Raw genomic sequence first — 24,081 nt, 5'->3', positions numbered from 1 at the left:
CGCGCCGAGGAACACACCCACCTCGGGGCGGGCCAGCAGGCGCAGCGCCGGCGGGCGTTGCGCGGTCCGGCCGTCGGTCTTCCGCGGGCCGGGGGCCGGCGGTGTGGTCACCGCCGGCTCGGCGTGCTGGGTCATACGGATCACCGAGTGCCCTTCGCGGCGAACGCGGCCACCGCGTCGACGTTGGACTTGTCGACGAACGCGGGACCGGTCAGCACCGGCTGCTCCCCGCCGCCCATGTAGTTGCCGTTGTTCTTGTAGAGCCACAGCGAGTCGATCGCCAGGTAGCCCTGCAGGTACGGCTGCTGGTCGACCGCGAACTCGACGGTGCCCTTGCTGATGGCGCTGGTCAGGCTCTTGTTGAGGTCGAAGGTCGCGACCTTGGCCTTGCTGCCGGACTCGGACACCGACTGCGTGGCGGTCAGCGCGAAGGGAGCGCCGAGGGTGACGACGTAGTCGATGGCCTTGTCCTGGTTGAGCTTGGCGGTGATCGTCGACTTCACCGACGGCATGTCGGTGCCGTTGACGTAGAGGACCTCGGTCGATCCCGTGAACGTCTTCTTCACACCGTCACAGCGCTGGGTGAGGCCGATGTTGCCCTGCTCCTGGATGACACAGACGGCCTTCTTGGCACCGGCCTCGTTCAGCCGCTTGCCGAGGGCCTCGCCCGCGACGGTCTCGTCCTGGCCGAAGAACTCCATCAGGCCGAGCTTCTGCCAGTCGCTCACACCGGAGTTGAGGCCGACCACGGGTATCTTCGCGGCCTTCGCCTTGGACACCACGTCCTTGAGGGCGTCCGGCTTGGCGAGGGTGATCGCGATGCCGTCGACCTTCTGGTCGATCGCGTTCTGCACCAGGTTGGCCTGACCGCCCGCGCTCGGGTCGGCCGAGTAGACGAGCTTGACGTTGTCCTTGGCGGCGGCGGCCTCGGCACCCTTGCGGACGATGTCCCAGAAGGTGTCGCCGGGCGACTGGTGGGTCACCAGGGCCACGGTCATCTGAGGGGTGCTCGCCTTGCCCGCGGACGCGCCGTCCGCGCTTTCCTCGGACTTCTTGCCGCCCGAGCTGCTGGAGCAGCCCGCGAGGGTCAGGGCCACCGCCGCGGCCATGGCCACGACCGGGGCGATTCTGCGGGAACGGGGCGAAGAGCTGTCCATCTTTCCTGCACCTCACTGTGCGACGGGAAATCTACCGGGAAAGGAATAGAAGACGATCTCGAGGGATCCTAGGCCCGTTACTGCTCAGGGTGGGGCCGGGGGGCCGGGTCCGCGAGAGTTCGGGAATCGCGGGCCGGCTGAAGCGCTGTTGGGACGGGATCCAATCCCTTGCCACGCCCGCTGTCAATACTTTGTTAAGACATCATTTCACGAGCAGGTCCGAATGTAAGAACAAACGATTGACAGGAGAGGCTGCGGCACCTACATCTTGGATACACCAGGCCCCGACCACCGAGCGGAGCGTCGCCCATGGACCCGATCACCACCGGCAGCGGGACGTGTCCCCGATGACACCTCCGACGGCGAGGAACGGCGACCGGACCCGTACCGTGGCAGCTTCGGCGCTGGACGCGCTGCACTTCGCGCTCGACCGCTCCAGCCCGGTGCCGCTCTACTACCAGCTCGCCCAGCAGCTGGAGTCGGCGATCGAGCACGGGGCGCTCGCCCCGGGCAACCTCCTGGGCAACGAGATCGACCTCTCGACCCGGCTGGGCCTGTCCCGCCCCACGGTCCGCCAGGCCATCCAGTCCCTGGTCGACAAGGGCCTCCTGGTGCGCCGTCGCGGAGTGGGCACGCAGGTGGTGCACAGCCAGGTGAGACGGCCGCTGGAGCTCAGCAGCCTCTACGACGACCTGGAGGCCGCCGGACAGGGCCCCACGACGCAGGTCGTGCGCAACGAACGCGTCCCCGCGGCGGCGGACGTGGCAGCCGGCCTGGGGATCGCGGAGGGCGCCGAGGTCACGCTCCTGGAGCGGCTGCGCTCGGCACACGGCCAGCCGGTGGCGTTCCTGTGCAACTACCTGCCCCCGGCCCTGCTGGACCTCGACACCGACCGCCTCGAGTCGACCGGCCTCTACCACCTGATGCGCTCGGCCGGCATCACCCTGCACAGCGCCCGCCAGACCATCGGCGCCCGCGCGGCCACCCCGGAGGAGGCCGCGCTCCTCGGCGAGCAGGAGGGCGCGGCCCTCCTGACCATGCAGCGCACGGCCTACGACGACACCGGCCGAGCCGTCGAGTACGGCACCCACATCTACCGCGCGTCCCGCTACGCCTTCGACTTCCAGCTGCTGGTCAGGACGTAGGGGCTACTACCTGGGCGCCATCCGCAACGCCCCGTCCATACGAATGGTCTCCCCGTTGAGGTAGTCGTGGTCGACGATCGCGAGCACCAGCTTGGCGTACTCCTCCGGCCGGCCGAGCCGGCGCGGGAAGGGCACCCCGGCGGCGAGCGAGGCGCGGAACTCGTCGGACACGGTGGCGAGCATCGGCGTCTCCACGATGCCCGGGGCGATGGTGCACACCCGGATGCCGTACTGCGCCAGGTCGCGGGCGGCGGGCAGGGTCAGGCCGACGACGCCGCCCTTGGAGGACGCGTAGGCGGCCTGGCCGATCTGGCCGTCGTACGCGGCGACGGACGCGGTGTTGACGATCACGCCCCGCTGGCCGTTGTCGTCGCCCTCGGTCCCGGCGATGGCCTCCGAGGCGAGCGCGAGCACGTTGAAGGTGCCGATCAGGTTGATCTGGATCACCTTGGCGTACAGGCCGAGGTCGTGGACGCCCTTCTTGCCGAGGATCCGCGCGGACGGGCCGATCCCGGCACAGTTGACGACCGTACGCAGGGGAACGCCGGAGCCCGCCGCGGCGGCGACGGCGGCGCGGACCTGCTCGGGGTCGGTGACGTCGGCGGGGACATAGGTGACGCCGTCGACCTCGGGGGCCTTGTCGATGCCGTCCTTGAGGTCGACGGCGAAGACCTGGGCGCCGCCGGCCGCGAGGGCCTCCGCGGTGGCCGCGCCGAGGCCGGACGCACCGCCGGTGACGAGGGCGGCGGTGTGGGCGAGCTGCATCATCACTCCTTGCCGAGGACGGTGAGGACACCGCCCTCGTTCTTGTCCAGCGCACGGGAGATGATCATGCGCTGGATCTGGTTGGTTCCTTCGAAGATCTGCATGACCTTGGCCTCGCGCATGTACCGCTCGACGGGGAAGTCACGGGTGTAGCCGTACCCGCCGAGGACCTGCACGGCATCCGTTGTCACCTTCATGGCGTTGTCCGTGGCCACCAGTTTGGCGATCGACGCCTCCCGGGTGAAGGGCAGCCCCATGTCCTTCAGCCGCGCGGCGGACAGCGCGGTGGCCCGCGCCGACTCGATCGCCGCGCCCATGTCGGCCAGTACGAACGCCAGCCCCTGGTGCTCGATGATCGGCTTGCCGAAGGTCTCCCGCTCGCGCGCGTAGCGCACCGCGTGGTCGAGGGCGCCCTGGGCGAGGCCGCAGGCCACGGAGGCGATGCCGAGCCGGCCGCAGTCGAGGGAGGCGAGCGCGATCTTCAACCCCTGCCCCTCCTGCCCGATGAGCCGCTCGGCCGGCACCCGGACGTCGTCCAGCCGCATGGTGGCCGTCGCCGAGCCGGTCAGGCCCATCTTCCGCTCCGGCGGATCGGCGCTGAGCCCCGGGGTGTCCGCCGGGACCAGGAAGCACGAGATGCCGTGGGTGCGGTCGTCGGAGGTGCGCGCCATGACCGTGTAGAAGTCGGCGTAACCCCCGTGGGTGGTCCACGCCTTGGCGCCGGTCAGGACGTAGTCGTCGCCGTCGCGCACCGCGCGGGTGAGCATGGCCGCCGGGTCGGAGCCGGCGTGCGGCTCGGACAGGCAGTACGCGCCGAGCTGGTCCCCGCCGAGCAGGTCCGGCAGCCAGCGGCGCCGCTGCTCCTCCGTGCCGAACCGGGCGAGCGGGAAGCAGGACAGGGCGTGCACCGAGATACCCACGGCGACGCTCGACCAGACCGCGGCGACCTCCTCCAGCACCTGGAGATAGACCTCGTACGGCTGCCCCGCCCCTCCGTACTCCTCGGCGAACGGCAGCCCGAGCAGCCCGCTGCGGCCCAGGGTCCGGAAGACCTCGCGGGGGAACGCCCCGTCCGCCTCCGCGTCGGCCACCCGGGGTGCGAGTTCCTTGGCGGCGAGGGTGCGCGTGAGCTTGATGAGCTCGACGGCTTCCTCGGTCGGCAGAGCGCGAGTGGCAGGCATGGTGACCTCCACGATCGATACTGGAAGTGATACTGGAGTGCGTACGCACGTATCATTCACAGTACGGCACGAAGCCGCGTCGCACACCCCTTACAGGTGACGATCGATGTCAGGACGAGACGGCGTGCACGATCAGTGAGGCGAGCTGTTCATAGGCCTCCGCGTCGGTCAGCCCGGTGCGCGCCCCCAGCTCGCCCTGCTGGATCCGCCGCATGGTGGCGGCGGCGACCTCGCCGACGAACGCGGTGTGCACATCCCGGAAGGCGCCCCCGGAGACCCCTTCGGCGATCAGCTGCCGCACCCGCTCCGAGGCCATCCGGGTGTTCGCCTCGTACACCTCGCGGGCGGGCGGGAAGTCCGCGAGGTCGTCGAGGTACCGGCGCGAGAGCGGGCGCAGCTGTTCGGCCACGGCCGTCAGATACACCCGGACGCGGTCCGAGGGGTCGACGGTCTGCGCCACCCGCTTCTCGACGGCCTCGGTCGCGCCCCGGAAGTAGTGCTTGGCCGCCTCCACGACCAGCCCCTGCTTGCTGGGAGCGAGCTGGTAGAGCGTGGTCTTCGAGCAGCGCAGCCGCTCGGCGAGGTCGTCGAGCGTGAGGTCCGAGAACCCCTCCGCCGTGAACAGCGCGACGAGTCGTTCCAGCAGGTCGGCCTGTCGGACGGTACGGCGAGTAGCGGACATGATCCCAGCGTAACCGCCGCCGTTCTAGTGCACGGTGTCCAGCCGGGCCCGCTGGTCGGGGGAGAGCTCCAGGTCGACGGCGGCCAGGTTCTCCTCCAGCTGGGCCGGCGACGACGCCCCGGCGAGCGGGACGACCGGCAGGTCCCCGCCCAGCTGCCAGGCCAGGACGACCTGGTTGACGGTCGCGCCGGTCTCGCGCGCGACGTCACGCAGCACGGCCAGCCGGGCCGGGGTGCCCGGGTGGTCGTAGTCGCCGGGGAGCGGTCGCTCCTGGCGGGTGTACGCGCCCTTGAGGAGCGGCGAGTAGGCGACCAGGGTCAGGGCGGGCTCGGCCCGCAGATAGCCGAGGAGTTCGGGTCCTGCGTGCCCGAGGCTGCCGTCGGGGAAGAGGTCGTCGGGGATGTCGGTGCGGGGGCGCAGATGGCTGTGCGCGTACTGCAGCACCTCGTAGCCGGGCAGACCGGCCGCGGCGGCGAGGGCGCGGGCCCGCTCCACACGCCAGACCGCCTGGTTGCTCACCCCGAGCAGCCCGACGACGCCCTCCGCGACGAGCGCGGCGAACCCCTCGACGGTCTCCCGCTGCGGGACCGTGTGGTCGTCGATGTGGGCGTAGAGCAGGTCGAGCCGGTCCATGCCGAGCCGCTCCCGACTGCGTTCGGCCGCCTCGCGGATCACCTTGGCCGACAGGCCCTCCGGGTTGTCCGTGTAGCTGGTGCCGGGGGCCAGCGGCCGGGCGCCGACCTTGGTGGCGACGACCACCTCGTCCCCGACGCCCCGGCTGCGCCGCCACCGGCCGAGCAGTTCCTCGCTCTGGCCGCCCTGGCCGCCGTCCTCCCAGAACGCGTAGTTGTCGGACGTGTCGACGAAGTTCCCGCCCGCCTCGACATAGCGGTCGAGGATCGCGAACGACGTCTTCTCGTCGGTGCGCGACCCGAAGAGCATCGCGCCGAGCGCGAGCACGCTGACGTCGCGGCGGTGGGCGGGGTCGGTGCCTATGGTGCGGTACTTCATCCGGAGTCCTCCCGTGCGGCCGGGTCCTCCCCGGCTCGAACGGGAGTCTTCAACTTGAAGTGCGCTTCAGCGCAAGGGCACACACGAAAAGCCGCCTTCCCATGGTGAACCTTTCGTGGTGCGTCGTCAGTCCGCCCTCGCTGGATGCGTGAGGTTCGCTCCGGTCGCCGGGTCGAACACGTGAGCCTTGGCCATGTCGACCTGCAGCTCTACCGGTTCGCCCTCGCGGGCACGCGTGGCCGCGTCCAGGCGGGCCACGATCTGATGGGTGTCGGCGCCGGTGTCGCGCAGGCCCGAGTCCTTGGCGAGTTCCTCCAGTTCGGTGGTCGTCGCGGGCCCGCCCTCCGCGGTGAAGTAGACATACACATCGGAGCCCAGCGACTCCAGTACCTCCACGGTGGCGGTGAAGACCGGGCCCGTCCGGTCCCGGTCGTGTGACAGAGCGACGTCCTCGAATGCCTCCGGTCGCAGCCCGACGATGACCTCGCGGGGCGCGTTCTGCCTCTCCAGCGCCTGCCTCGTACGGTCGTCGAGAGTCAGGTCGCCCAGGGGCGAGCGCAGGGCACTGTCCTCCAGAGTGGCGTTCAGGAAGTTCATCGCCGGGGAGCCGATGAAGCCCGCGACGAAGATGTTGCGCGGCAAGTCGTACAGTTCCGCGGGTGTGCCGATCTGCTGGACCAGGCCCTGTCTCATGACCACGACGCGGTCGCCGAGCGTCATCGCCTCGGTCTGGTCGTGGGTGACGTACACGGTGGTCGTGCCGAGGCTCCGCTGCAGCCGGGAGATCTGGGTGCGCATCTGTACCCGGAGTTTGGCGTCCAGGTTGGACAGCGGCTCGTCCATCAGGAACGCCTTGGGATCACGGACGATCGCACGCCCCATGGCCACCCGCTGGCGCTGACCGCCCGAGAGATTGGCGGGCTTGCGGTCCAGGTGCTCGGTGAGATCGAGGATCCGGGCGGCCTCCGTCACCTTGGCGTCGATGGTGTCCTTGTCCACCTTGGCCAGGCGCAGTGGGAAGCCCATGTTCTCCCGGACGTTCATGTGCGGGTACAGGGCGTAGCTCTGGAACACCATGGCGACATCGCGTTCCTTGGGAGCCAGGTCGTTGACGACCCGGTCTCCGATGCGCAGGGTGCCCTCGGTGATGTCCTCAAGTCCGGCGATCATGTTCAGGGTGGTGGACTTGCCGCATCCCGACGGTCCGACCAGGATCACGAACTCGCCGTCGGCGATCTCGAGGTCCACGTCCTTCACGGCGAGGGCCCCGTCGGGAAAACGCTTGGTGACTCCCTCAAGGATGATCTCGGCCATGGATGGTGCCTCCTTGCCTTCCCCGTTCAGCCCTTGACTGCCCCGGAGGTCAGTCCGGCGACGATCCGCCGCTGGAAGAACAGGACGAATACGATGATCGGGATGGTGATGACCACAGCGGCGGCGGCGATCGACCCTGTGGGCTGCTGGAACTGGGAGCTCCCGGTGAAGAACGCGATCGCCGCGGGCACGGTGCGCGCGGACTCGGTGGAAGTCAGCGAGATCGCGAACAGGAAGTCGTTCCAGCAGAAGATGAACACCAGAATGGCGGTGGTGAACACGCCCGGCGCGGCCAGCGGCACGATGACCATCCGGAAGGCCTGCGCGGGCGTCGCCCCGTCGACCTTGGCGGCCTTCTCCAGATCCCAGGGGATCTCCCGGAAGAACGCCGACAGGGTGTAGATCGCGAGCGGCAGGGAGAAGGTCATGTACGGGATGATCAGCCCGATCCAGGTGTCGAAGATCCCGATGATCCGCTCGATGTTGAACAGTGGTGACACCAGGGAGATCGGGGGGAACATGGCGATCAGCAGTGACATGCCGATGAGCACCCGCTTGCCGGGGAAGCGCAGCCTGGCCACCGCGTAGGCGGCCATGGTGCCCAGCGCCACCGCGATCACCGTGGCGATCAGGGCGATACCGATCGAGTTGATCAGCGCCCGGGTGAACTCGGCGGTCTCGAAGATGCCCCGGTAGTTCTCCCAGGTCCAGTCCGTGGGGATGTAGTTGCCGTCCGTCAGGGTGGTGGGGTCCTTGAACGACAGCGCGGCGATCCACCACACGGGGAACAGGGCGTACAGCACCACCACCACGTTGATGACACCCCATCGGGCGGCATGCGTCTTTCCCGCCGCGGCCATCAGCGACCCACCTCCGCGCCGGGTGCGGCGGTGCCGAACATCTTGACGAAGGCGAAGGCGATGATCCCGACGCAGATGAAGATCAGGACCGAGATCGCCGACCCGATGCCCAGGTTCAGCGCGGTGAACAGGTTGTCGTACCCGAGGATCGACAGGGAACCGGTCCCATGGGCGCCCGCGGTCAGGACGTAGATGTTGTCGAAGATCCGGAACGCGTCCAGGGTGCGGAAGAGCAGTGCCACCAGGATGGCCGGTTTCATCAGCGGCAGCATGACCTTGGTGAACCGCTGCCAGGGGGTGGCACCGTCCACCATGGCCGCCTTCAAGGTCTCCTCGGGGACCAGGGCGAGACCCGCGAGCAGCAGCAGGGCCATGAACGGCGTCGTCTTCCACACCTCGGCGAGGATGATCAGCCACAGGGCCGGCCACTGCTCGGTCAGCGGGGCCTCTCCGCTGGGCAGCAGCCCGGCGAGGTACCCGAGCTCCGGGGTCCAGGCGTACTGCCAGGAGAAGGCGGCGACGACGGTGACGATCCCGTACGGGATGAGGACCGAGGTGCGTACGGTGCCGCGCCAGAAGATCGTCCGGTGCATCACCAGGGCGAGCCCCATCCCTAGGACCAGTTCGATGGCCACGGACACGCCGGTGACGAACACCGTGACCCAGAAGGCGTCCCACCAGAACGGGGAGGACAGCACCGATCCGTAGTTGCTCAGGCCCACGAACTCCGCCCGTCCGGGAAACCGCAGGTCGTACCGCTGGAGGGACAGATAGACGGCGTACCCGATGGGGTAGGCGGTCACGGCGATCATGACGACGACCGCGGGTGCGCAGAGCAGCCAGCCGAGCCGCCGTTCCTGCCTGGCGCCCGCCGAGAGTGCCGCCCGGTCCGGCACCGCCTGCTCCGTCTCCGCTTCGGGGGGCGGCGGAGTTCCGGCCGGTTGCGCCCGCGTGCTCATCTCGGGCCGTCCGTGGGCGAGGTCCGTGCGCTGCGGCGCCGGCTGACTGAGTGGTGCGGAAGGAGGTGGTTCACGGGATCACACCCTCGGATCGCAGGGCATCGTCGATCTGCTCCCTGATGGTGTCGACGGAGCTCTCCGGTTTGATCCCGGCCGGCGGCGACAGCGTGTGGGAGACCGCGATCGACACGTTCTGGTAGGCCGGAGTGAGCGGGCGCACGCTCGCCGTCTGCAGGGCGGCCAGCACCTCTGCGGAGAAGGGGTACTCCTTCATGAACGCGGGCTCGTCGTACAGGGCGCGCAGGGTGGGCGGCAGACCGCCCTCGAGCGCGGCGGTGAGCTGGTTCTCCCGGTTGCGCAGGCACAGCGCCGCCTCGAAGGCCAGGTCGGGGTGGCGCGAGTAGGCGCTCACCGCCAGATCGATGCCGCCGATGGTGGGCCGTGCCGGACGGTTCGCGTCGACCCGAGGGTACGGCGCCCAGCGGAAGTTCTTGAACAGCTCGGCGTTGTTCGCCTTCATCGACGGATAGACGAACGGGTAGTTGAGCTCGAACGCCGCCACCCCCGACTCCATGGCGAGACGGTTCTGGTCCTCCATCTGGTTGGACAGGGAGGGGTCCGCGGCCGGGGACTTCGCCAGATCACGCATGATCCCCGCGGCCCGCACGGCAGGAGGACCGAGGGAAGGCTCGGTCGCGCTCGCGTTGAGGATGGAGCCGCCCGCACTGTTGATCAGCGTGTTGAACCAGACGGTCAGGCCCTCGTACTGGGCGCCCTGGATCTCCACGAAGTGCGGTTTGCCCTGCCTGGCGAGGGCGCCGGCCATGTCCAGCATCTCGGCCCAGGTCCTGGGTGGGGTGGGCACCAGGTCCTTGCGGTACCACAGGAGCTGGGTGTTGGTGTTGTACGGGACGGCGTACAGCTTGCCTTTCCAGGTCGAGGTCTGCAGCGGTACGCGCAGGGTGCCCGCCACGGCCTGCCGCCTCGCCGTCCCCGTCCATTCCCGGATCCAGCCCGCCTCGGCGAACTCCGCCGCCCAGGTGACGTCCAGACCCAGGATGTCGAGCGAGTCGTCCTCAGCCGCAAGTCTGCGGACAAGCTGCTGGCGCTGGCCGTCCGCGGCACGCGGGAGCTTGTTGTAGCTGATCCTGTAGCGGCCGCCCGACGCCTGGCTGCACCGGTCGGCCGCCTTCTGGAGCGCACCCGAGTCGTCGGGGAAGTTGTACCAGTTGAGGGTGGGCCTACCGGAGCCCTCGTCACTGCCACAAGCGGCGAGCACCGACGCCAGCAACGGCAGTACGGCGAACGCCCGCAGCCATCGCGTCCCTCCGGGACGTTTCTTCCGACCCGAAACAGGCCGGCAGCCGCACCTCGCGTGCACGCTCCACACCTCGCTTCCGGACGGTGGCGCGGGACTCGGACCTCGCAGCGCTTCCCTCCCGGCGAACACTAAAGACCACATAAGGCAAGATCAAGCACATATCGCACCTAATCGCCCAGCGCTCGGTCCCCATCCGGTCCCCGGGAACGACGAAGAGGCCACTTCCGATGAACGGAAATGACCTCCGACCTGCTACTTCGCAAGTCGGGACGACAGGATTTGAACCTGCGACCCCTTGACCCCCAGTCAAGTGCGCTACCAAGCTGCGCCACGTCCCGGTGCGTGCCTCGCGGAGTTCCGCGTGATCGCGCCAAGAGCACTTTACCCCACGCGGGGCACTGCCCCGTAAGGGACCTCGACGCGGGACAATCGCCGTATGGACAGTTCGGGCAGCACAACGGGCACGGAGCGGTCCGCCCGGGACCGGGACCCGGAGGGGCGGGCCCGCAGCTCGCGGCCGCGGGACGGGCTGGGGCGGCCCCTGCCGTACGGGGCGGCCGGGGTGGAGCGGCAGCCGGAGGGGGTCGTACGGACCCCGCGGGACACCGTCGTCGAGGCGCAGGCCCTGCTGGACGCGGGGAAGCCGTTCCACGCGCACGAGGTCTTCGAGGACGCGTGGAAGTCCGGCCCCGAGGCGGAGCGGGCGCTGTGGCGGGGGCTGGCGCAGCTCGCGGTGGGCCTCACCCACGCGGCCCGGGGCAACCTCACGGGCGGCCCACGGCTGCTGCGGCGCGGCGCCGGGGCGATGGAGGAGTGGGCGGCGGGCTCCGGGGACGGGCGTCCGTACGGGCTCGATCTCGCCGGGCTGGCCGGCTGGGCCCGGGAGCTGGCGGCGGCCGTGGAGCGGACGGGCGCGGCGGTGGACGCCGGGGGGAGCGCGCCCCGGCTGCGCTGACCCGCGCCGGTCACTGTCAGTGGCGTACGGCAGACTCGGAGGCGTGCGAAAGATTCATGTCATCGGTATCGGCGCGGGCGACCCCGACCAGCTCACCCTGCAGGCGGTCAGGGCGCTGCGGAGTACGGACGTGTTCTTCGTCCTGGAGAAGGGCGAGGTGAAGGGCGACCTGACGCGGCTGCGCCGGGACATGCTGGCCACGCACATACCGGAGGGCACCTACCGGGTGGTCGAGGCCAGGGATCCGGAGCGGGACCGTACGGCCGGCGGCGCGGCCTACTCCCCCGCCGTCGGCGACTGGCGCGCCGCCCGCGCGGACATCTACGAGCGGCTGATCACCGAGGAGCTGGGCGAGGGGGAGAGCGGCGCGTTCCTGGTGTGGGGCGACCCCGCGCTGTACGACAGCACGCTGGGGATCCTGGAGGAGGTGCTGGAGCGGGGAGCGGTCGCCTTCGAGTACGACGTCGTGCCGGGGATCAGCAGCGTCTCCGCGCTCGTCGCCCGGCACCGCACGGGCCTGAACCGGGTCGGGCGCCCGGTGCAGATCACCACCGGGCGGCGGCTCGCCGAGGGCTTCCCCGAGGGGGTGGACGACGTGGTGGTGATGCTGGACGCCCACCGGACGTTCCGGCAGTACGCCGGTGAGGACATCGACATCTACTGGGGGGCCTACATAGGCACCCCGGACGAGATCCTGGTCTCCGGTCCGCTCGCCGAGGCCGGCCCCCGCATCGAGCGGCTGCGGGCCGAGGCGCGGGAGCGCAAGGGCTGGATCATGGACACGTACCTGCTGCGCCGCAACCCGGGAAGCGGTGAGCGGTAGCCCGGACGGCTCGCCCGGCATGCCCGCCCGGGCGGCCGGTGTGATCGTGACGTCGTGACAGCCACCGAGGAGTACGCGGGCTCCGCGCCGCCCGCCGCGCAGCCGCCCGTGCTGGACTCGCGCCGCCGCAACATCGTCTTCGTGACGATCGTGCTGGGCATGCTCCTCGCGGCCCTGGACCAGACGATCGTGGGCACCGCGCTGCCGACGATCGTGTCGGACCTCGGCGGCGCCGAGCACATGTCCTGGGTGGTGACGGCGTACCTGCTCGCGGAGACCGTCGCGACCGTGCTGGTAGGCAAGTTCGGCGACCTGTTCGGCCGCAAGGTGGTCTTCCAGGTGTCGACGGTCGTGTTCATCACGGGCTCGTTCCTGTGCGGGCTGGCCACCGACATGTCGCTGCTGATCGCGTGGCGGGCGATGCAGGGAGTCGGTGCGGGCGGGCTGATGGTGACGGCGATGGCGCTGATCGCCGATGTCATCCCGTTGCGCGAGCGCGGCAAGTACCAGGGCGCGATCGGGGCCGTGTTCGGTGTGGCGACGGTCGTCGGGCCGCTGCTCGGCGGGCTGTTCACCGACCATCTCACCTGGCGGTGGGCGTTCTACGTCAACGTGCCGATCGCGATCGTCGTCGTCTTCGCCGCCGCCCGCACCATCCCGGTGGTGAAGTCGGCGTCCCGGCCGGTCATCGACTACGCGGGCATCGCGCTGGTCTCGGTGGGGGCGAGCGCGCTGATCCTGGCGACCAGTTGGGGCGGCACCGAGTACGCGTGGGGCTCGGGTGTGATCATCGCGCTCTTCGTGGGCGGGGCGGTGGCGCTGGCGCTGTTCTGCCGGACCGAGACGCGGGCGCGGGAGCCCATGCTGCCGATGCGGCTGTTCCGCAATCCCGTCTTCACGGTCTGCTCGGTCCTCAGCTTCGTCGTCGGCTTCGCGATGCTCGGCGCGCTGACGTATCTGCCGACCTATCTGCAGTACGTCGACGGCGACTCGGCCACGGTCTCCGGGGTGCGGATGCTGCCGATGGTGATCGGCCTGCTCATCGCGTCCGTCTTCAGCGGCACCGTGGTCAGCCGGACCGGCGGCTACCGGGTCTTCCCGATCGTCGGCTCGCTGGTGATGGGCGTCGGCCTGTTCCTGATGTCCCGCATGGGCCCGGACTCCGGCGTGTGGCTGGAGTCGCTGTACATGTTCGTGCTCGGCACCGGCATCGGCCTGTGCATGCAGGTCCTGACGATCGCCGTGCAGAACACCGTGGACTACGCCGACCTCGGCACCGCGACCTCCGGCGTGACCTTCTTCCGCACGCTGGGCAGTTCGTTCGGCACGGCCGTCTTCGGCACGATCTACACCAACGCGCTCACGACCGACCTCAGGGACGGGATCGCCGCCGCGGCCGCCACGGCGGGCGGCGCCGTCGACACGGCGACGATCACCGCGGCCGCCACCAGTCCGGAGGGCCTGCACTCCCTCCCCGCCCCGGTCGCCGCCCCGATCATCGAGGCGTACGCGGACACCCTCCGGACGGTGTTCCTGTGGACCGTGCCGGTGGCGGCGGTGGGGTTCGTCGTCGCCCTGTTCCTCAAACAGGTGCCGCTGCGCGACAGCGCGCGGCTGGGCTCCACCGACATGGGCGAGGGCTTCGCCTCCCCGCACGGCGCCGACTCCCGACGTCTCCTCGAGGCGTCCGTCGCGAAGATCATCGGCGGTTCGGACCTGGACACCGCGCGGCGGATCATCGAGGGCTGCGACACCCGCCTCGACATCGCGGGCGCCTGGGCGGTGATGCAGGTGGAGCTCTTCACCCGCATGGTCGGCCACGCCGGCCTGGGCCTGATCGCCTCCCGCCGGCACCTCCCGCCGGAGGTGCTGCTGCCGGTCTTCGACCGCATGGTCGACGACGGCTACCTGACCCGCACCGGCTCGCTCCTCACCCACACGCCGGCGGGCGCCCGCGAGGCCGGTGTCATCACCCAGGCATGGGGGCACTGGCTGGCGGACCGGGTCGCCCAGGACATCGGCCGCCCGGCCGGCGCCGACCTCCGCGCCGCGGTGGACGCCATCGCCAAACGCCTGCTGGTCGAGGACCTCAACTCGGGCCTCCCCGGACGCCCGGCGGAGCCGGAACCGGCCGCCGTGGCATCCTGAGCAACCCGGATCCGGCGGTCCCAGGCGCGATGGATCCGCACGGAGGCCCGCTCGCGAAGGTCCGCGGCGACCTGAGCACCCGACGACCTGAGCACCCGACGACCTGGACACCCCGTGCGACCGACCGCGTGCGGGCCGCCGTCACCACCCGCTGAGCACGTCCAGCACGTCCAGCACCCCCGCCACATCCGGCACCGCCCGCACGCCCTCCGGCAGCGGCGGCCGGCGTACGACGACCACGGGCAGCCCCAGTTCCCGGGCGGCCGTCAGCTTCGCGGCGGTGGCCGCTCCCCCGCTGTCCTTCGTGACCAGCACATCGACGCGGTGCGCACGCAGCAGCGTCAGCTCGTCGGCGACGGTGAACGGGCCACGGGCGAGGACCACTTCGGCGTCCGGTGGCAGCGGCGGCGCGGGCGGCTCCACGGACCGTACGACGAAGTGCACGCCCTCGACCTGGGCGAAGGCGGCGAGGCCCAGGCGGCCGGTGGTCAGCAGGGCGCGGCGGCCGAGGCCGGGCAGCAGGCCGGCCGCCTCCGCCAGGGACCCGGCCTCCTGCCAGCGGTCCCCGGCCACCGGCCGCCAGCCCGGCCGGCGCAGCACGACCAGCGGTACGCCGGTCGCGGCGGCGGCCCGCGCCGCGTTCGCGGTGATGCCGGCGGCGAAGGGATGGGTCGCGTCGACCACGGCGGCCACCCGCCGCTCCCGCAGCCAGTCCGCGAGCCCCTCCGCCCCGCCGAACCCGCCGACGCGTACGTCCCCGTCGAGCGTCCCCGGCCGCGACACCCGCCCCGCGAGCGAGGAGGTCACCCGTACCCCGGGCTGTGCCGACAGCGCGGCGGCCAGTTCGCGTGCCTCCGTGGTGCCGCCGAGCACCAGAACATGCCTGGACATACCGGTCACTTCAGCAGCAGCTGCAGGCCGCCGACCACGGTCGCCGCGATGACGAGCCGTTCGAACAGCCGCTGGTTGATCCGGTGCACCGCCCACTTGCCGAGCAGCGCGCCCGGCAGGACGAACGCCACCAGCGCCGCGTCGAGGAGCAGCGAGCGGCCGTCGATCAGGCCGAGACCGGCGCTGAACGGCAGCTTGGAGATGTTGACGATGAGGAAGAAGAACGCGGAGGTGCCCAGGAAGCCGAGCTTGCGGAAGCCCGCCGAGAGCAGGTACATCGACATCACCGGGCCGCCGGCGTTGGCGACCATCGTGGTGAAGCCGCCGAGGACGCCGTAGGAGCGGGCCTTGAGGCGGCCGGCCCGGGTGACCACCGCGTCGGGGTCCTCCGGTGCCTCGGCGGTGCGCCGCCGCCACACCGTGACGCCCGCCATGAACAGCAGGATCGCGCCGATCGACGTGCGGACCACGGTGTCGTCGGCCCACACCAGGAAGACCGTGCCGATCACCACTCCGGCCGCGACCGCCGGGAACAGCCGCCACAGTGTGGGCCAGTGGGCGTGGCGCCGGTAGGTCTGGACGGCCACGACGTCCGCGGCGATCAGCAGGGGCAGCAGCACCCCCGTGGAGGCCCGGGCGGGCAGTACCGCCGCGAAGATCGCGAGGCTGACCGTGTTGGCGCCGCTCACCGCGGTCTTGGAGAAGCCGACGAGCAGAGCCGCGACGGCGAGCGCCGCGAACTCCCAGCCGGATATGTGCCAGAGCGTCATCGTGTTCATGCGGAGACCGATGCTACGCACACCCAACCGACGGCTGTAAGGAGCGTCTCGTCAGATGGCCACTGAGCCCGAGTGGAGGGATCCCGGGCCCTAGGATCCGAGGCGTGGTCGAACACCTCCTCGCCGGCGCCCGGGGCGCGCTCGTCACCCACGAGTGGCCGCACCCCCGCCCCCGCTACGTCGCCCTCCTCGTGCACGGCTACGGCGAGCACGCCGGCCGGTACGCCGAACTCGCCGGCGTCCTCACCGGACACGGCGCCGCCGTCTACGCGCCCGACCACATGGGCCACGGACGCTCGGCGGGCGAGCGGGTGGTGATCGAGGACTTCGAGGACGTGGTCACGGACGTGCACACGGCGGCCGGCCTCGCCATGGACGCGCACCCCGGTCTGCCGCTGGTCGTGATGGGTCACTCGATGGGCGGTCTCGTCGCGGCCCGCTACGCCCAGCGCCACCGCGACGCGCTCGCCGCGCTCGTGCTCTCCGGGCCGGTGATCGGCGCCTGGGAGCTGCCCGGGCGGCTGCTCGCCCTGCCGGAGATCCCGGACACGCCGATCAGCCCCGGCGCGCTCTCCCGCGACCGCGCGGTGGGCGCGGCGTACGCGGCGGATCCGCTGGTCTGGCGCGGCCCGATGAAACGGCCGACGCTCGAAGCGTTCGTACGGACCCTGCGCGCCGTCGCCGAGGACGGTGACGTGGGCCCGCTGCCACTGCTGTGGCTGCACGGCGAGGACGACCGGCTGGTGCCGCTGCCCGGCAGCCGGATCGGCGTGGAGCGGCTGAGCGGCGGCGCGCTGACCGAGCGGATCCGTGCCGGGGCCCGGCACGAGGTGTTCCACGAGACGGACAGGGCGCAGGTGTTCGCCGAGCTGACCGGTTTCCTGGATGGCGTCCTGCTCAGCCGATGACCAGCCGCGTCAGCGCCGCCGACACCAGGGTCCGCACCCCCGGCATCAGCACCGACAGGTCGGGGGCGAACAGCGGGCTGTGGTTGCCGGGCACGTTCGCGAACTTCTCCCTCAGCTCCTCCCCCGGCGCCGCGTGCCACACGGCGGCCGGGGTCGAGGTCACGTACCAGTAGTCGTAGGGCACGCCCTCGGGCGCGAGCAGTGAGAAGTCCTCGCTCCCCATCGCCTGCCCGAAGTCGAACACCGTGTGCGCGCCGAGGAGTTCACGGTGCACGGCGGCGATCTCGCCGTCCAGGGCGGCGTCGTTGACCGTGCTCGGAGTGCCGGAGACGAGCGTGACCTCGGGCGGCACCGGACACCCGGCCGCCGCGCACTCCCCCTCCACCACGCGCCGGATCGCGGCGAGGACCCGCTCGCGCGCCCGGACGTCCTGGGTGCGCACGTTCAGTCCGAGCCGGGCCTCGGCGGGGATGATGTTGGACTGCATCCCGGCGTGGAACCGCCCCACCGTCAGCACCGCCGACTCGCCCGCCGCGACCTCCCGCGAGACGACGGTCTGCAGCCGGGTGACGATGTACGCGGCCGTCACCACCGGGTCGACCGTCGACTCGGGCCGTGAACCGTGCCCGCCCACGCCGTGCACGACGACGTCGATGTCGTCGGAGGCCGACAGGGTCGGGCCGGGTGTGTGCGGGTAGAACCCGGCGAGCCCGGGCGCGACATGCTGGCCGAACAGCACGTCGGGGCGGGGGAACCGCTCGTGGATCCCGTCCGCGACCATCGCCGCCGCGCCGCCCCCGTCCTCCTCGGCCGGCTGCCCGACCACCACGAGCGTGCCGGACCAGCTGTCGCGGCCCGCCGCCAGGACCTCGGCGGCGGCGGCGAGCCAGGTGATGTGCAGATCGTGCCCGCAGGCGTGCATCACCCCGGCCGCGGTGGAGGCGTACGGCAGCCCGGTCGCCTCCCGCACCGGCAGCGCGTCCATGTCGCCGCGCAGCCACACCACCGGCCCGTCCCCGTTGGCGAGCACCCCGACCACACCGGTCCGGGCGACGCCCTCGGTCACCTCGTACCCGGCGGCGCGCAGCCGTCCGGCGAGCTTCGCGGCCGTACGGCGTTCCTCGAAGGCGAGTTCGGGGTGGCGGTGCAGGTCCTCGTAGAAGTCCTGGAGGTCCCCGGTCCCGAGTCCCGAGGTGATCTCCAGGGCCAGGCGGGCGACGACGGCCGGTTCGCTCATACCGCAACGGTACGCGCGCGTACGGCCCGGTCGGCCGAACGGTCGAGGAGCCGGCCCGTGAACCCTGGCCGTTCGGCCGAGGTGGGGGCGGGCCCCGGCGGGCGAGAGTGGAGCCACTTCCAGCCCCTCCCTCCCCCAGCCTCCAGGAGTTCGCGATGCGGTCCAGCAAGTTCGTCGTCGGCGCGATCGGGGGTGCCGCGGCCGTGGTGGCCGTAGGCGGTCTCGGCACCTATCTGCTCTCCGGCACCGAGTCCACCACCGGCCTCGACGACATCAGCACGGTCGAGGTGGGCGGGCAGCGCGCCCTGGCCCCGAACATCCTCGCGGGCCGTATCGAGAGCAGGTACCACCCGCTGCCGTGGGTCGCGCGGCACGTGTCCTCGGTGACCTGCCCGAGCGGGCTGAAGGCCGTGGCCGGCGCCACCCTCACCTGCGTCGGCACGGAGAGCGGCGGCAAGAAGGTGGACATCCCGGTCAGCGTGGTGAAGGCCGACGCCGACTCGGTCACCTGGAAGTTCGAGCGATGAGCACCGTGCTGGCCGGCTACGGCCTCGTGAAGAAGTACGGCTCCACCACCGCCCTCGCCGGGGTGGACGTGGAGGTCGGCGAAGGCGACTCCCTCGCGATCATGGGCCCGTCGGGCTCGGGCAAGTCCACCCTGCTCCACATCGTCGCCGGGATCGTCCGCCCGGACGGCGGCCAGGTCCTGCTGCGGGGCGAGCGAAGCGAGATGGGGGTCCCCCCGGCCGAAGGCTGGGGGCGCATCGACAACCTGGGCGAGAACCGGCTGAGCGCGCTGCGCCGCAAGCGCTTCGGGTTCGTGTTCCAGTCCGGCCAGCTGCTGCCCGAACTGCCCGCCGAGGAGAACGTGGCCCTCCCGCTGATGCTGGAGGGCGTGCCGCGCGGCAGGGCGGTGTCCCGCGCCCGGCGCTGGTTCGCCCCGCTCGGCCTCGACGGCCTCGAACAGCGCCGTCCGGGCCAGCTGTCCGGCGGTCAGGCGCAGCGCGTGGCCATCGCCCGCGCGCTGGCCGTCGAACCGGACGTGGTCTTCGCGGACGAGCCGACCGGCGCCCTGGACCAGCGCACCAGCGACGAGGTCGTACGGCTGCTGACCTCCGTCACCCGTGACCAGGGCGCCGCGCTGGTGATGGTCACGCACGACGCCGACGTCGCCGCCCACTGCGGCCGGATCCTGCACGTCCGGGACGGCCTGATCAGCGGCCACAGCCAGTACACGGTCGCCTGACCCCGAGCCCTCCGGCGGTCCCGCGGCCCAAATCCCACCCGGCCACCACCAGACGGCCCGGCCGCCCCACCGCAGGCCCTGCCGTCCCACGTCGCCGCTTCCAGCCCGGTCGCCCGACCACAAGCCCTTCAGGAGAGCACCGCATGCGTTCCCCCGTCCTCCCCCTGACCTGGCATCTGGTCCGGTCCTCCGGCCGGCGCGGGCTGGCCGGCCGGCTGCTCGCGGCCGGTGCCGCCGCCGTCGGCACGTTCGTGATGCTGGTGATGATCGCCGCCTGCCTCGGCTCCGGCGCCCGGTCCGACCACACCGCCTGGCGCACCCCGGCCCCCGACCGGCACGGCACCGCCGTCCAGACCCTGGCCACGACGTTCGTCCGCCACGAACCCGTCACGGTCGTCTCCCTCGCCCGGCTGCCCGGCCGTGCGGGCACCCCCGCACCGCCCGGCCTGGACACCTTCCCGAAGAAGGGCGAGGTGTACGTCTCCCCCGCCCTGGCGAGGCTGATGCGCGAGCTGCCCGCGGCCCAGCTCGCCGACCGGCTCCCGAAGCCGGCGTCGTACGGCACGATCGGCCGGGCCGGTCTCGCCTCGCCCGACGAACTGGTCGCGGTGGTGGGGCGGGCGCCCACGGACCCGCAGGTCTCCACGGCGCTCACCGCCGGGGCGTCCTGGTTCGCCGACGGTCTGACCGACCGCGCCGTGATATCCGGCTTCACCGGGACGAGGGCGAGCGTGTTCACGTCCACCGACATGACGACCGCGCTGCTGGGCGTGGTCCTGCTGGCGATGCCGGTGGTGGTGCTGTCGGCCGCGGCCGGACGGCTGGGCGCGGCCCGGCGCGAGCAGCAGCTCGCCGCGCTGCGGCTGGCCGGGGCGACCCCGCGCCAGATCCTCGGGATGACCGCGGTGGAGGCGGCGGCCGTGGGCGCGGCCGGCGCGGTCACGGGCGCGCTGGCCTACGCGGCCTCGCTGCCGGCCCTGGCCGAGGTGCCGTACGGCGTCGGCTCCTGGTACGTCGGACAGCTGTGGGTCGGCCCGCTCTGGCTGGCGGGGGTCGTCGCGGCCGTCACCGCGCTGATCACCGTCAGCGCGGTGTCGATGCTGCGGCAGGTCGTGGTGTCCCCGCTGGGCGTGGCCCAGCAGGCGAACCCGCGGCGCACCCGGCTGATCCGGCTGGTGCTGTTCGTGGGGGTGCTCGGCTACATCTGGACGTCGACCGGGGGCGGCCAGCTCAAGGCCCGGCAGCTGCTCGTGCTGCTGCTCCTGTTCTACGGCGCGTTCTGGCTGTTCGGCCCGTGGGTCGTGGACCGGCTGGGCCGGGTCGTGGGCCGCTTCGCGCGCCGCCCGGCGACCCTGCTGGCGGCGCGCAGGCTCAGCGACGACCCGCGCGGCGCCTGGCGCACCGTCAGCGGTCTGGTGCTGGCCGGGTTCGCGGCCGGGTTCTTCTCGGTGAGCATGCTGGGCAACGACACCGCGCAGTACCGGGACCAGGTCGCCGTCACCACCGCGACCACCGCCGAAGCCCGGCAGGCCGCCGACGGGGCCCGCGCCCTGCTGGCCCGCGCGGGCGTCACCGCGAAGGTCACGGTCGGCCGCGAGGAGGACTTCGACAGCCTGCTGGGCGGCAGCCCGGGTGTCCTCGCCCGGGTCTCCGGCGGCGGGCCCGCGGCGATCGACACCGCGGTCACCGTCCTCACCCCGCTCGGGTCGGGCGCGCCGGCGAACACCCGGGACTCGGTGTTCCCCACCGACCGGGCCGTCACCGACCGCCTCGCGGACGTCAGCGCCGCCACCCTGGCCCTGAGCTTCCTGCTCGCGACCGCGTCGGCCGGCCTGACCGCCGCGGCGAACGTCCTCGACCGGCGCCGGGTGTACGGCCTGCTGCGGCTGGCGGGGACCCCGCTGAAGGTGCTGGACCGGGCGCGGACCAGGGAGACGGTGATCCCGCTGGTGGTCCTGGCGGGCGGCACCACGGCCATGGGCGTGTACGGCTCCTACCAGCTGAACAAGCTCGCCGGTGCCACGGTCGACGCCGCCGGCGCCCTGGAGTTGGTGGCCTGTGTCGTCGTCGGCACGCTCGCCATGTTCGCGGCGATCACCGGGAGCCGTCCGCTGCTGCGCCGCGTGACGTCGGACCCGGCGCAGACGGCGGACTGAGGCATGATGCCGCTCATGACCACCCCGAGCCCCAGCCCCTCCGGCGCCGGTGCCCCCATCAGGGTTCTGATCGCCGACGACCAGGACATGGTCCGCACCGGTTTCCGGTTCTTCCTGGACGCGCAGCCGGACATCACGGTGGTCGCCGAGGCCGCCGACGGCGAGGAGGCGGTGGCGCTGGCCCGCCGGATCCGGCCCGACGTGTGTCTGCTGGACATCCGGATGCCGAAGCTGGACGGCCTGGAGGCCACCCGGCTGCTGGCCGGACCCGAGGTGCCGGACCCGCTGCGGGTGGTCGTGGTCACGACCTTCGACCTGGACGAGTACGTGTACGGGGCGCTGCGCGGCGGTGCCTGCGGCTTCCTGCTGAAGGACTCCGGGCCGACGCTCCTGGCGGAGGCGGTCCGGGCGGCCGCCGCGGGCGACTCCCTGGTCTCCCCGTCGGTGACCGTCCGTCTGCTCCAGCACCTGACGGCCCCGCGGACGCCCACCGCGGGACCGCGCCCGGCCGCCCTCCCCGAACCGCTCACCGAACCGCTCACCGACCGGGAGCTGGACGTCGTACGCCTGGTCGCGCTCGGCCGGACGAACGCCGAACTCGCCGCCGAACTGTACGTCTCCCTCTCGACGGTGAAGACGCATCTGTCCAGCGTCCAGCTGAAGCTGGGCGCCCGCAATCGCGTCGAGATCGCCGCCTGGGCCTGGCAGCACGGGCACGCGCGACCCAGGCCGTGAGGGTCAGAGGTCCAGCAGGCGGGCGATGGTGCGCAGGACGCCGTTGTCGTTGTTGGACGGGGCGAGGTGGCGGGCCCGTCGGACGACCTCCGGGTGGGCGTTGGACATGGCGAAGGACCAGTCGGCGGCGTCCAGCATCTCCAGGTCGTTGAGGTAGTCGCCGAACACCATGGTCTGCGCGGGGGTGATGCCCAGCTCGGCCTGGAGGCGGCGCAGGGCGGCGCCCTTGTTGGCGGTGCGGTTCATGACGTCGACCCAGTGCTCGCCGGAGACGACGACCTGGTGGGTGTCCGCGAACGGGGCGAGTGCCGGGGCGGTGGTCTCCGCCGCGGACCCGAAGTCGAACAGGGCGACCTTGATGACGTCCTCGTCGACGGCGGTGAGGTCCTCGACGGTCTCGCAGCGCAGGTAGTACCGGCGCACCTCGGCCAGGAAGGCCTCGTCGGTCCGCTCGACGTAGGCGGAGCGCTTGCCGCAGACGACGGCGCCCAGGTCGGTCCCGCCGGCCGCGAGCCGCCGTACGGCGTCGACGACGCGCGCGGTCACGCCGGGTGCCAGCGGGTCGGAGCTCAGCTCCCGGCCGTCCCGGACCACGTAGGTGCCGTTCTCCGCGATGAACACCATCCCGGCGGCCACCTCGGCGAACTCCGCGGCCAGCGTGGCGTACTGCCGTCCGCTGGCCGGGCTGAACAGCACCCCGCGCTCGCGCAGCGCCGCGAGGGTGTCCCAGAGTCCTTCGGGTACGCGCTTGTCGTCGTCGAGCAGGGTGCCGTCCATGTCGGTGACGATCAGCCTGATGTCGACGGCGCCGGCGTCGGCACCCGTCGACGCCTCGGGAACGGCCAGTTGGGGGACGTGAGAGTAGGGCATGTCCTGCTTCTTGTCCGGGGATGATCGGAATTTCACCCTACCGGGGGACTGGTGAATCCCGGGACAGCGGTGATCATCCGGCGGCAGAATGGCAGCCGGAGAGTCAGGTGTGAGAAGGAGCGGGGACGTGAGCGGGACACGGCTGGACACGAGCGTGGCGCACAACGCGCGGGTGTGGAACTACTGGATCGGCGGCAAGGACAACTACGAGGTCGACCAGCGGGTCGGCGAGCACGTCGCCGGGATGTTCCCGCTCATCCGGGACATCGCCCGCGCGGACCGCTGGTTCCTGGGCCGGGCGGTGCGGTTCCTGGCCGAGGAGCGCGGGATACGCCAGTTCCTGGACATCGGCACCGGGCTGCCGACGGCCGACAACACGCATGAGATCGCGCAGCGCGTCGCGCCGGAGTCGCGGATCGTGTACGTCGACAACGACCCGATCGTGCTGGCGCACGCCCGCACCCTGCTGACGGGCACTGCGGAGGGCGTCACCGACTACATCGACGCCGATGTCCACGACCCGGCGGCGATCCTCGAACGGGCCTCCGGGACGCTCGACTTCGACCGCCCGGTCGCGGTGATGATGCTGGGCATCCTGAACTTCGTCCTGGACGTCGAGGCGGCCCGGACCATCGTCCGCGAGGTCATGGCCACGGTCCCCTCCGGCAGTTTCCTGGTGCTGACCCACCCGACGTACGACCCGGAGGTGGGCGGCGAGGGCCAGATCCCGGCGATGAAGTTCTGGAACGAGAACGCCACCCCGCCGATCACCGCCCGCGCCGGAACCGAGATCGCCGCGTTCTTCGAGGGCCTGGACCTGCTGGAGCCGGGCCTGGTGTCCTGCTCGCGCTGGCGCTCGGGCGACGACTCCCCGGCGGTGGTGCCGCAGTACGGCGCGGTCGCCGTGAAACCCTGACGGGAGGCACCACCTCAGGAGG

23 protein-coding genes, 1 tRNA gene and 1 pseudogene are annotated in these 24,081 nt (G+C 71.7%); 10 read left to right on the top strand and 15 right to left on the bottom strand.

Translation table 11 applies throughout. The annotated features are described in order from the left end of the window. Positions 1-141 (bottom strand): annotated as a pseudogene (locus ACFPIH_RS49485) (ABC transporter permease); the annotation flags it as partial. After that, positions 141-1,157 carry a sugar ABC transporter substrate-binding protein gene (locus tag ACFPIH_RS49480; RefSeq protein ID WP_381181795.1) on the bottom strand — a complete coding sequence of 339 codons (1,017 nt, stop codon included), beginning with the start codon at positions 1,155-1,157 and terminating at the stop codon, positions 141-143. The pseudogene ACFPIH_RS49485 and the gene ACFPIH_RS49480, both read right to left, overlap by 1 nt. Before the next feature lie 347 nt (positions 1,158-1,504). Here ACFPIH_RS49480 and ACFPIH_RS49475 point away from each other — a divergent pair, with 347 nt between their 5' ends. Then, complete coding sequence (locus tag ACFPIH_RS49475) at positions 1,505-2,302, top strand: GntR family transcriptional regulator (protein WP_381181797.1); 798 nt, start codon at positions 1,505-1,507, stop codon at positions 2,300-2,302. A 6-nt stretch (positions 2,303-2,308) separates the two neighbouring features. Here the strand turns inward: ACFPIH_RS49475 and ACFPIH_RS49470 are convergent, their stop codons facing one another. The 9 genes from ACFPIH_RS49470 to ACFPIH_RS49430 form a co-directional block, all read right to left on the bottom strand. Continuing rightward, on the bottom strand, positions 2,309-3,067 hold the full coding sequence (locus ACFPIH_RS49470) for an SDR family NAD(P)-dependent oxidoreductase (protein WP_381182040.1): 759 nt from the start codon (positions 3,065-3,067) through the stop codon (positions 2,309-2,311). Between the two features lie 2 nt (positions 3,068-3,069). Continuing rightward, positions 3,070-4,248, bottom strand: coding sequence for an acyl-CoA dehydrogenase family protein (locus ACFPIH_RS49465; RefSeq protein ID WP_381181799.1), 1,179 nt, complete (start codon positions 4,246-4,248; stop codon positions 3,070-3,072). Between the two features lie 109 nt (positions 4,249-4,357). Beyond that, on the bottom strand, positions 4,358-4,930 hold the full coding sequence (locus tag ACFPIH_RS49460) for a TetR/AcrR family transcriptional regulator (protein ID WP_381181801.1): 573 nt from the start codon (positions 4,928-4,930) through the stop codon (positions 4,358-4,360). A gap of 24 nt (positions 4,931-4,954) precedes the next feature. Beyond that, positions 4,955-5,941 carry an aldo/keto reductase gene (locus ACFPIH_RS49455; RefSeq protein WP_381181803.1) on the bottom strand — a complete coding sequence of 329 codons (987 nt, stop codon included), beginning with the start codon at positions 5,939-5,941 and terminating at the stop codon, positions 4,955-4,957. A 126-nt stretch (positions 5,942-6,067) separates the two neighbouring features. Beyond that, positions 6,068-7,255 (bottom strand): ABC transporter ATP-binding protein, encoded by a 1,188-nt coding sequence (locus ACFPIH_RS49450; RefSeq protein ID WP_381181805.1) that lies wholly within the window; start codon positions 7,253-7,255, stop codon positions 6,068-6,070. A 26-nt stretch (positions 7,256-7,281) separates the two neighbouring features. After that, entirely contained in the window at positions 7,282-8,115 is an 834-nt protein-coding gene (locus tag ACFPIH_RS49445; protein WP_381181807.1) for a carbohydrate ABC transporter permease, read from the bottom strand. Continuing rightward, positions 8,115-9,074, bottom strand: a complete 960-nt coding sequence (locus tag ACFPIH_RS49440) for a carbohydrate ABC transporter permease (protein WP_381181809.1) — start codon at positions 9,072-9,074, stop codon at positions 8,115-8,117. Before ACFPIH_RS49440 ends, ACFPIH_RS49445 begins: the two co-directional genes overlap by 1 nt. Positions 9,075-9,144: 70 nt before the next feature. Next, complete coding sequence (locus tag ACFPIH_RS49435) at positions 9,145-10,353, bottom strand: ABC transporter substrate-binding protein (protein ID WP_381181811.1); 1,209 nt, start codon at positions 10,351-10,353, stop codon at positions 9,145-9,147. A 306-nt stretch (positions 10,354-10,659) separates the two neighbouring features. Beyond that, positions 10,660-10,733: transfer RNA gene (locus ACFPIH_RS49430), tRNA-Pro, on the bottom strand. A 98-nt stretch (positions 10,734-10,831) separates the two neighbouring features. On the opposite strand from ACFPIH_RS49430, the gene ACFPIH_RS49425 reads away from it, so the two are divergent. The 3 genes from ACFPIH_RS49425 to ACFPIH_RS49415 are packed head-to-tail and all read left to right on the top strand — an operon-like array spanning position 10,832 to position 14,321. Beyond that, positions 10,832-11,350, top strand: a complete 519-nt coding sequence (locus ACFPIH_RS49425; protein ID WP_381181812.1) for a DUF309 domain-containing protein — start codon at positions 10,832-10,834, stop codon at positions 11,348-11,350. A gap of 43 nt (positions 11,351-11,393) precedes the next feature. Continuing rightward, positions 11,394-12,173, top strand: a complete 780-nt coding sequence (gene cobF, locus ACFPIH_RS49420; protein WP_381181814.1) for a precorrin-6A synthase (deacetylating) — start codon at positions 11,394-11,396, stop codon at positions 12,171-12,173. Between the two features lie 54 nt (positions 12,174-12,227). After that, positions 12,228-14,321: an MDR family MFS transporter gene (locus ACFPIH_RS49415; protein WP_381181816.1), complete on the top strand. Its 2,094-nt coding sequence runs from the start codon at positions 12,228-12,230 to the stop codon at positions 14,319-14,321. Between the two features lie 141 nt (positions 14,322-14,462). Here the strand turns inward: ACFPIH_RS49415 and ACFPIH_RS49410 are convergent, their stop codons facing one another. Both ACFPIH_RS49410 and ACFPIH_RS49405 read right to left on the bottom strand, forming a co-directional pair. Then, positions 14,463-15,212, bottom strand: a complete 750-nt coding sequence (locus ACFPIH_RS49410; RefSeq protein ID WP_381181818.1) for a cobalt-precorrin-6A reductase — start codon at positions 15,210-15,212, stop codon at positions 14,463-14,465. Between the two features lie 5 nt (positions 15,213-15,217). Then, entirely contained in the window at positions 15,218-15,991 is a 774-nt protein-coding gene (locus ACFPIH_RS49405; protein ID WP_381181820.1) for a sulfite exporter TauE/SafE family protein, read from the bottom strand. A 104-nt stretch (positions 15,992-16,095) separates the two neighbouring features. Here ACFPIH_RS49405 and ACFPIH_RS49400 point away from each other — a divergent pair, with 104 nt between their 5' ends. Continuing rightward, positions 16,096-16,899 carry an alpha/beta hydrolase gene (locus tag ACFPIH_RS49400; protein WP_381181822.1) on the top strand — a complete coding sequence of 268 codons (804 nt, stop codon included), beginning with the start codon at positions 16,096-16,098 and terminating at the stop codon, positions 16,897-16,899. On the opposite strand, the gene ACFPIH_RS49395 is transcribed toward ACFPIH_RS49400, so the two are convergent. Continuing rightward, complete coding sequence (locus ACFPIH_RS49395; RefSeq protein ID WP_381181824.1) at positions 16,889-18,136, bottom strand: amidohydrolase; 1,248 nt, start codon at positions 18,134-18,136, stop codon at positions 16,889-16,891. The genes ACFPIH_RS49400 and ACFPIH_RS49395 overlap by 11 nt on opposite strands. A 155-nt stretch (positions 18,137-18,291) precedes the next feature. On the opposite strand from ACFPIH_RS49395, the gene ACFPIH_RS49390 reads away from it, so the two are divergent. The 4 genes from ACFPIH_RS49390 (at position 18,292) to ACFPIH_RS49375 (ending at position 22,273) form a co-directional block, all read left to right on the top strand. Further along, positions 18,292-18,663: a DUF4333 domain-containing protein gene (locus tag ACFPIH_RS49390; protein WP_381181826.1), complete on the top strand. Its 372-nt coding sequence runs from the start codon at positions 18,292-18,294 to the stop codon at positions 18,661-18,663. After that, positions 18,660-19,382: an ABC transporter ATP-binding protein gene (locus tag ACFPIH_RS49385; RefSeq protein WP_381181828.1), complete on the top strand. Its 723-nt coding sequence runs from the start codon at positions 18,660-18,662 to the stop codon at positions 19,380-19,382. The genes ACFPIH_RS49390 and ACFPIH_RS49385 overlap by 4 nt, the downstream gene beginning before the upstream one ends. Before the next feature lie 143 nt (positions 19,383-19,525). Continuing rightward, positions 19,526-21,538, top strand: a complete 2,013-nt coding sequence (locus ACFPIH_RS49380) for an FtsX-like permease family protein (protein ID WP_381181830.1) — start codon at positions 19,526-19,528, stop codon at positions 21,536-21,538. A 15-nt stretch (positions 21,539-21,553) separates the two neighbouring features. After that, positions 21,554-22,273: a response regulator gene (locus ACFPIH_RS49375; RefSeq protein WP_381181833.1), complete on the top strand. Its 720-nt coding sequence runs from the start codon at positions 21,554-21,556 to the stop codon at positions 22,271-22,273. Positions 22,274-22,276: 3 nt separating this feature from the next. Here ACFPIH_RS49375 and ACFPIH_RS49370 read toward each other — a convergent pair whose 3' ends face one another. Further along, the gene (locus tag ACFPIH_RS49370) at positions 22,277-23,143 is read right to left on the bottom strand and encodes a Cof-type HAD-IIB family hydrolase (RefSeq protein ID WP_381181835.1); all 867 of its coding nucleotides are present in this window, start codon (positions 23,141-23,143) and stop codon (positions 22,277-22,279) included. Between the two features lie 88 nt (positions 23,144-23,231). Here ACFPIH_RS49370 and ACFPIH_RS49365 point away from each other — a divergent pair, with 88 nt between their 5' ends. Continuing rightward, positions 23,232-24,059, top strand: a complete 828-nt coding sequence (locus tag ACFPIH_RS49365; RefSeq protein WP_381181837.1) for an SAM-dependent methyltransferase — start codon at positions 23,232-23,234, stop codon at positions 24,057-24,059. Positions 24,060-24,081: the final 22 nt, after the last annotated feature.

The sequence above is a fragment of the Streptomyces vulcanius genome, from assembly GCF_042653945.1.
GTDB lineage: Bacteria > Actinomycetota > Actinomycetes > Streptomycetales > Streptomycetaceae > Streptomyces > Streptomyces mangrovi.
This window is presented reverse-complemented; position numbering and strand designations above follow the sequence as displayed.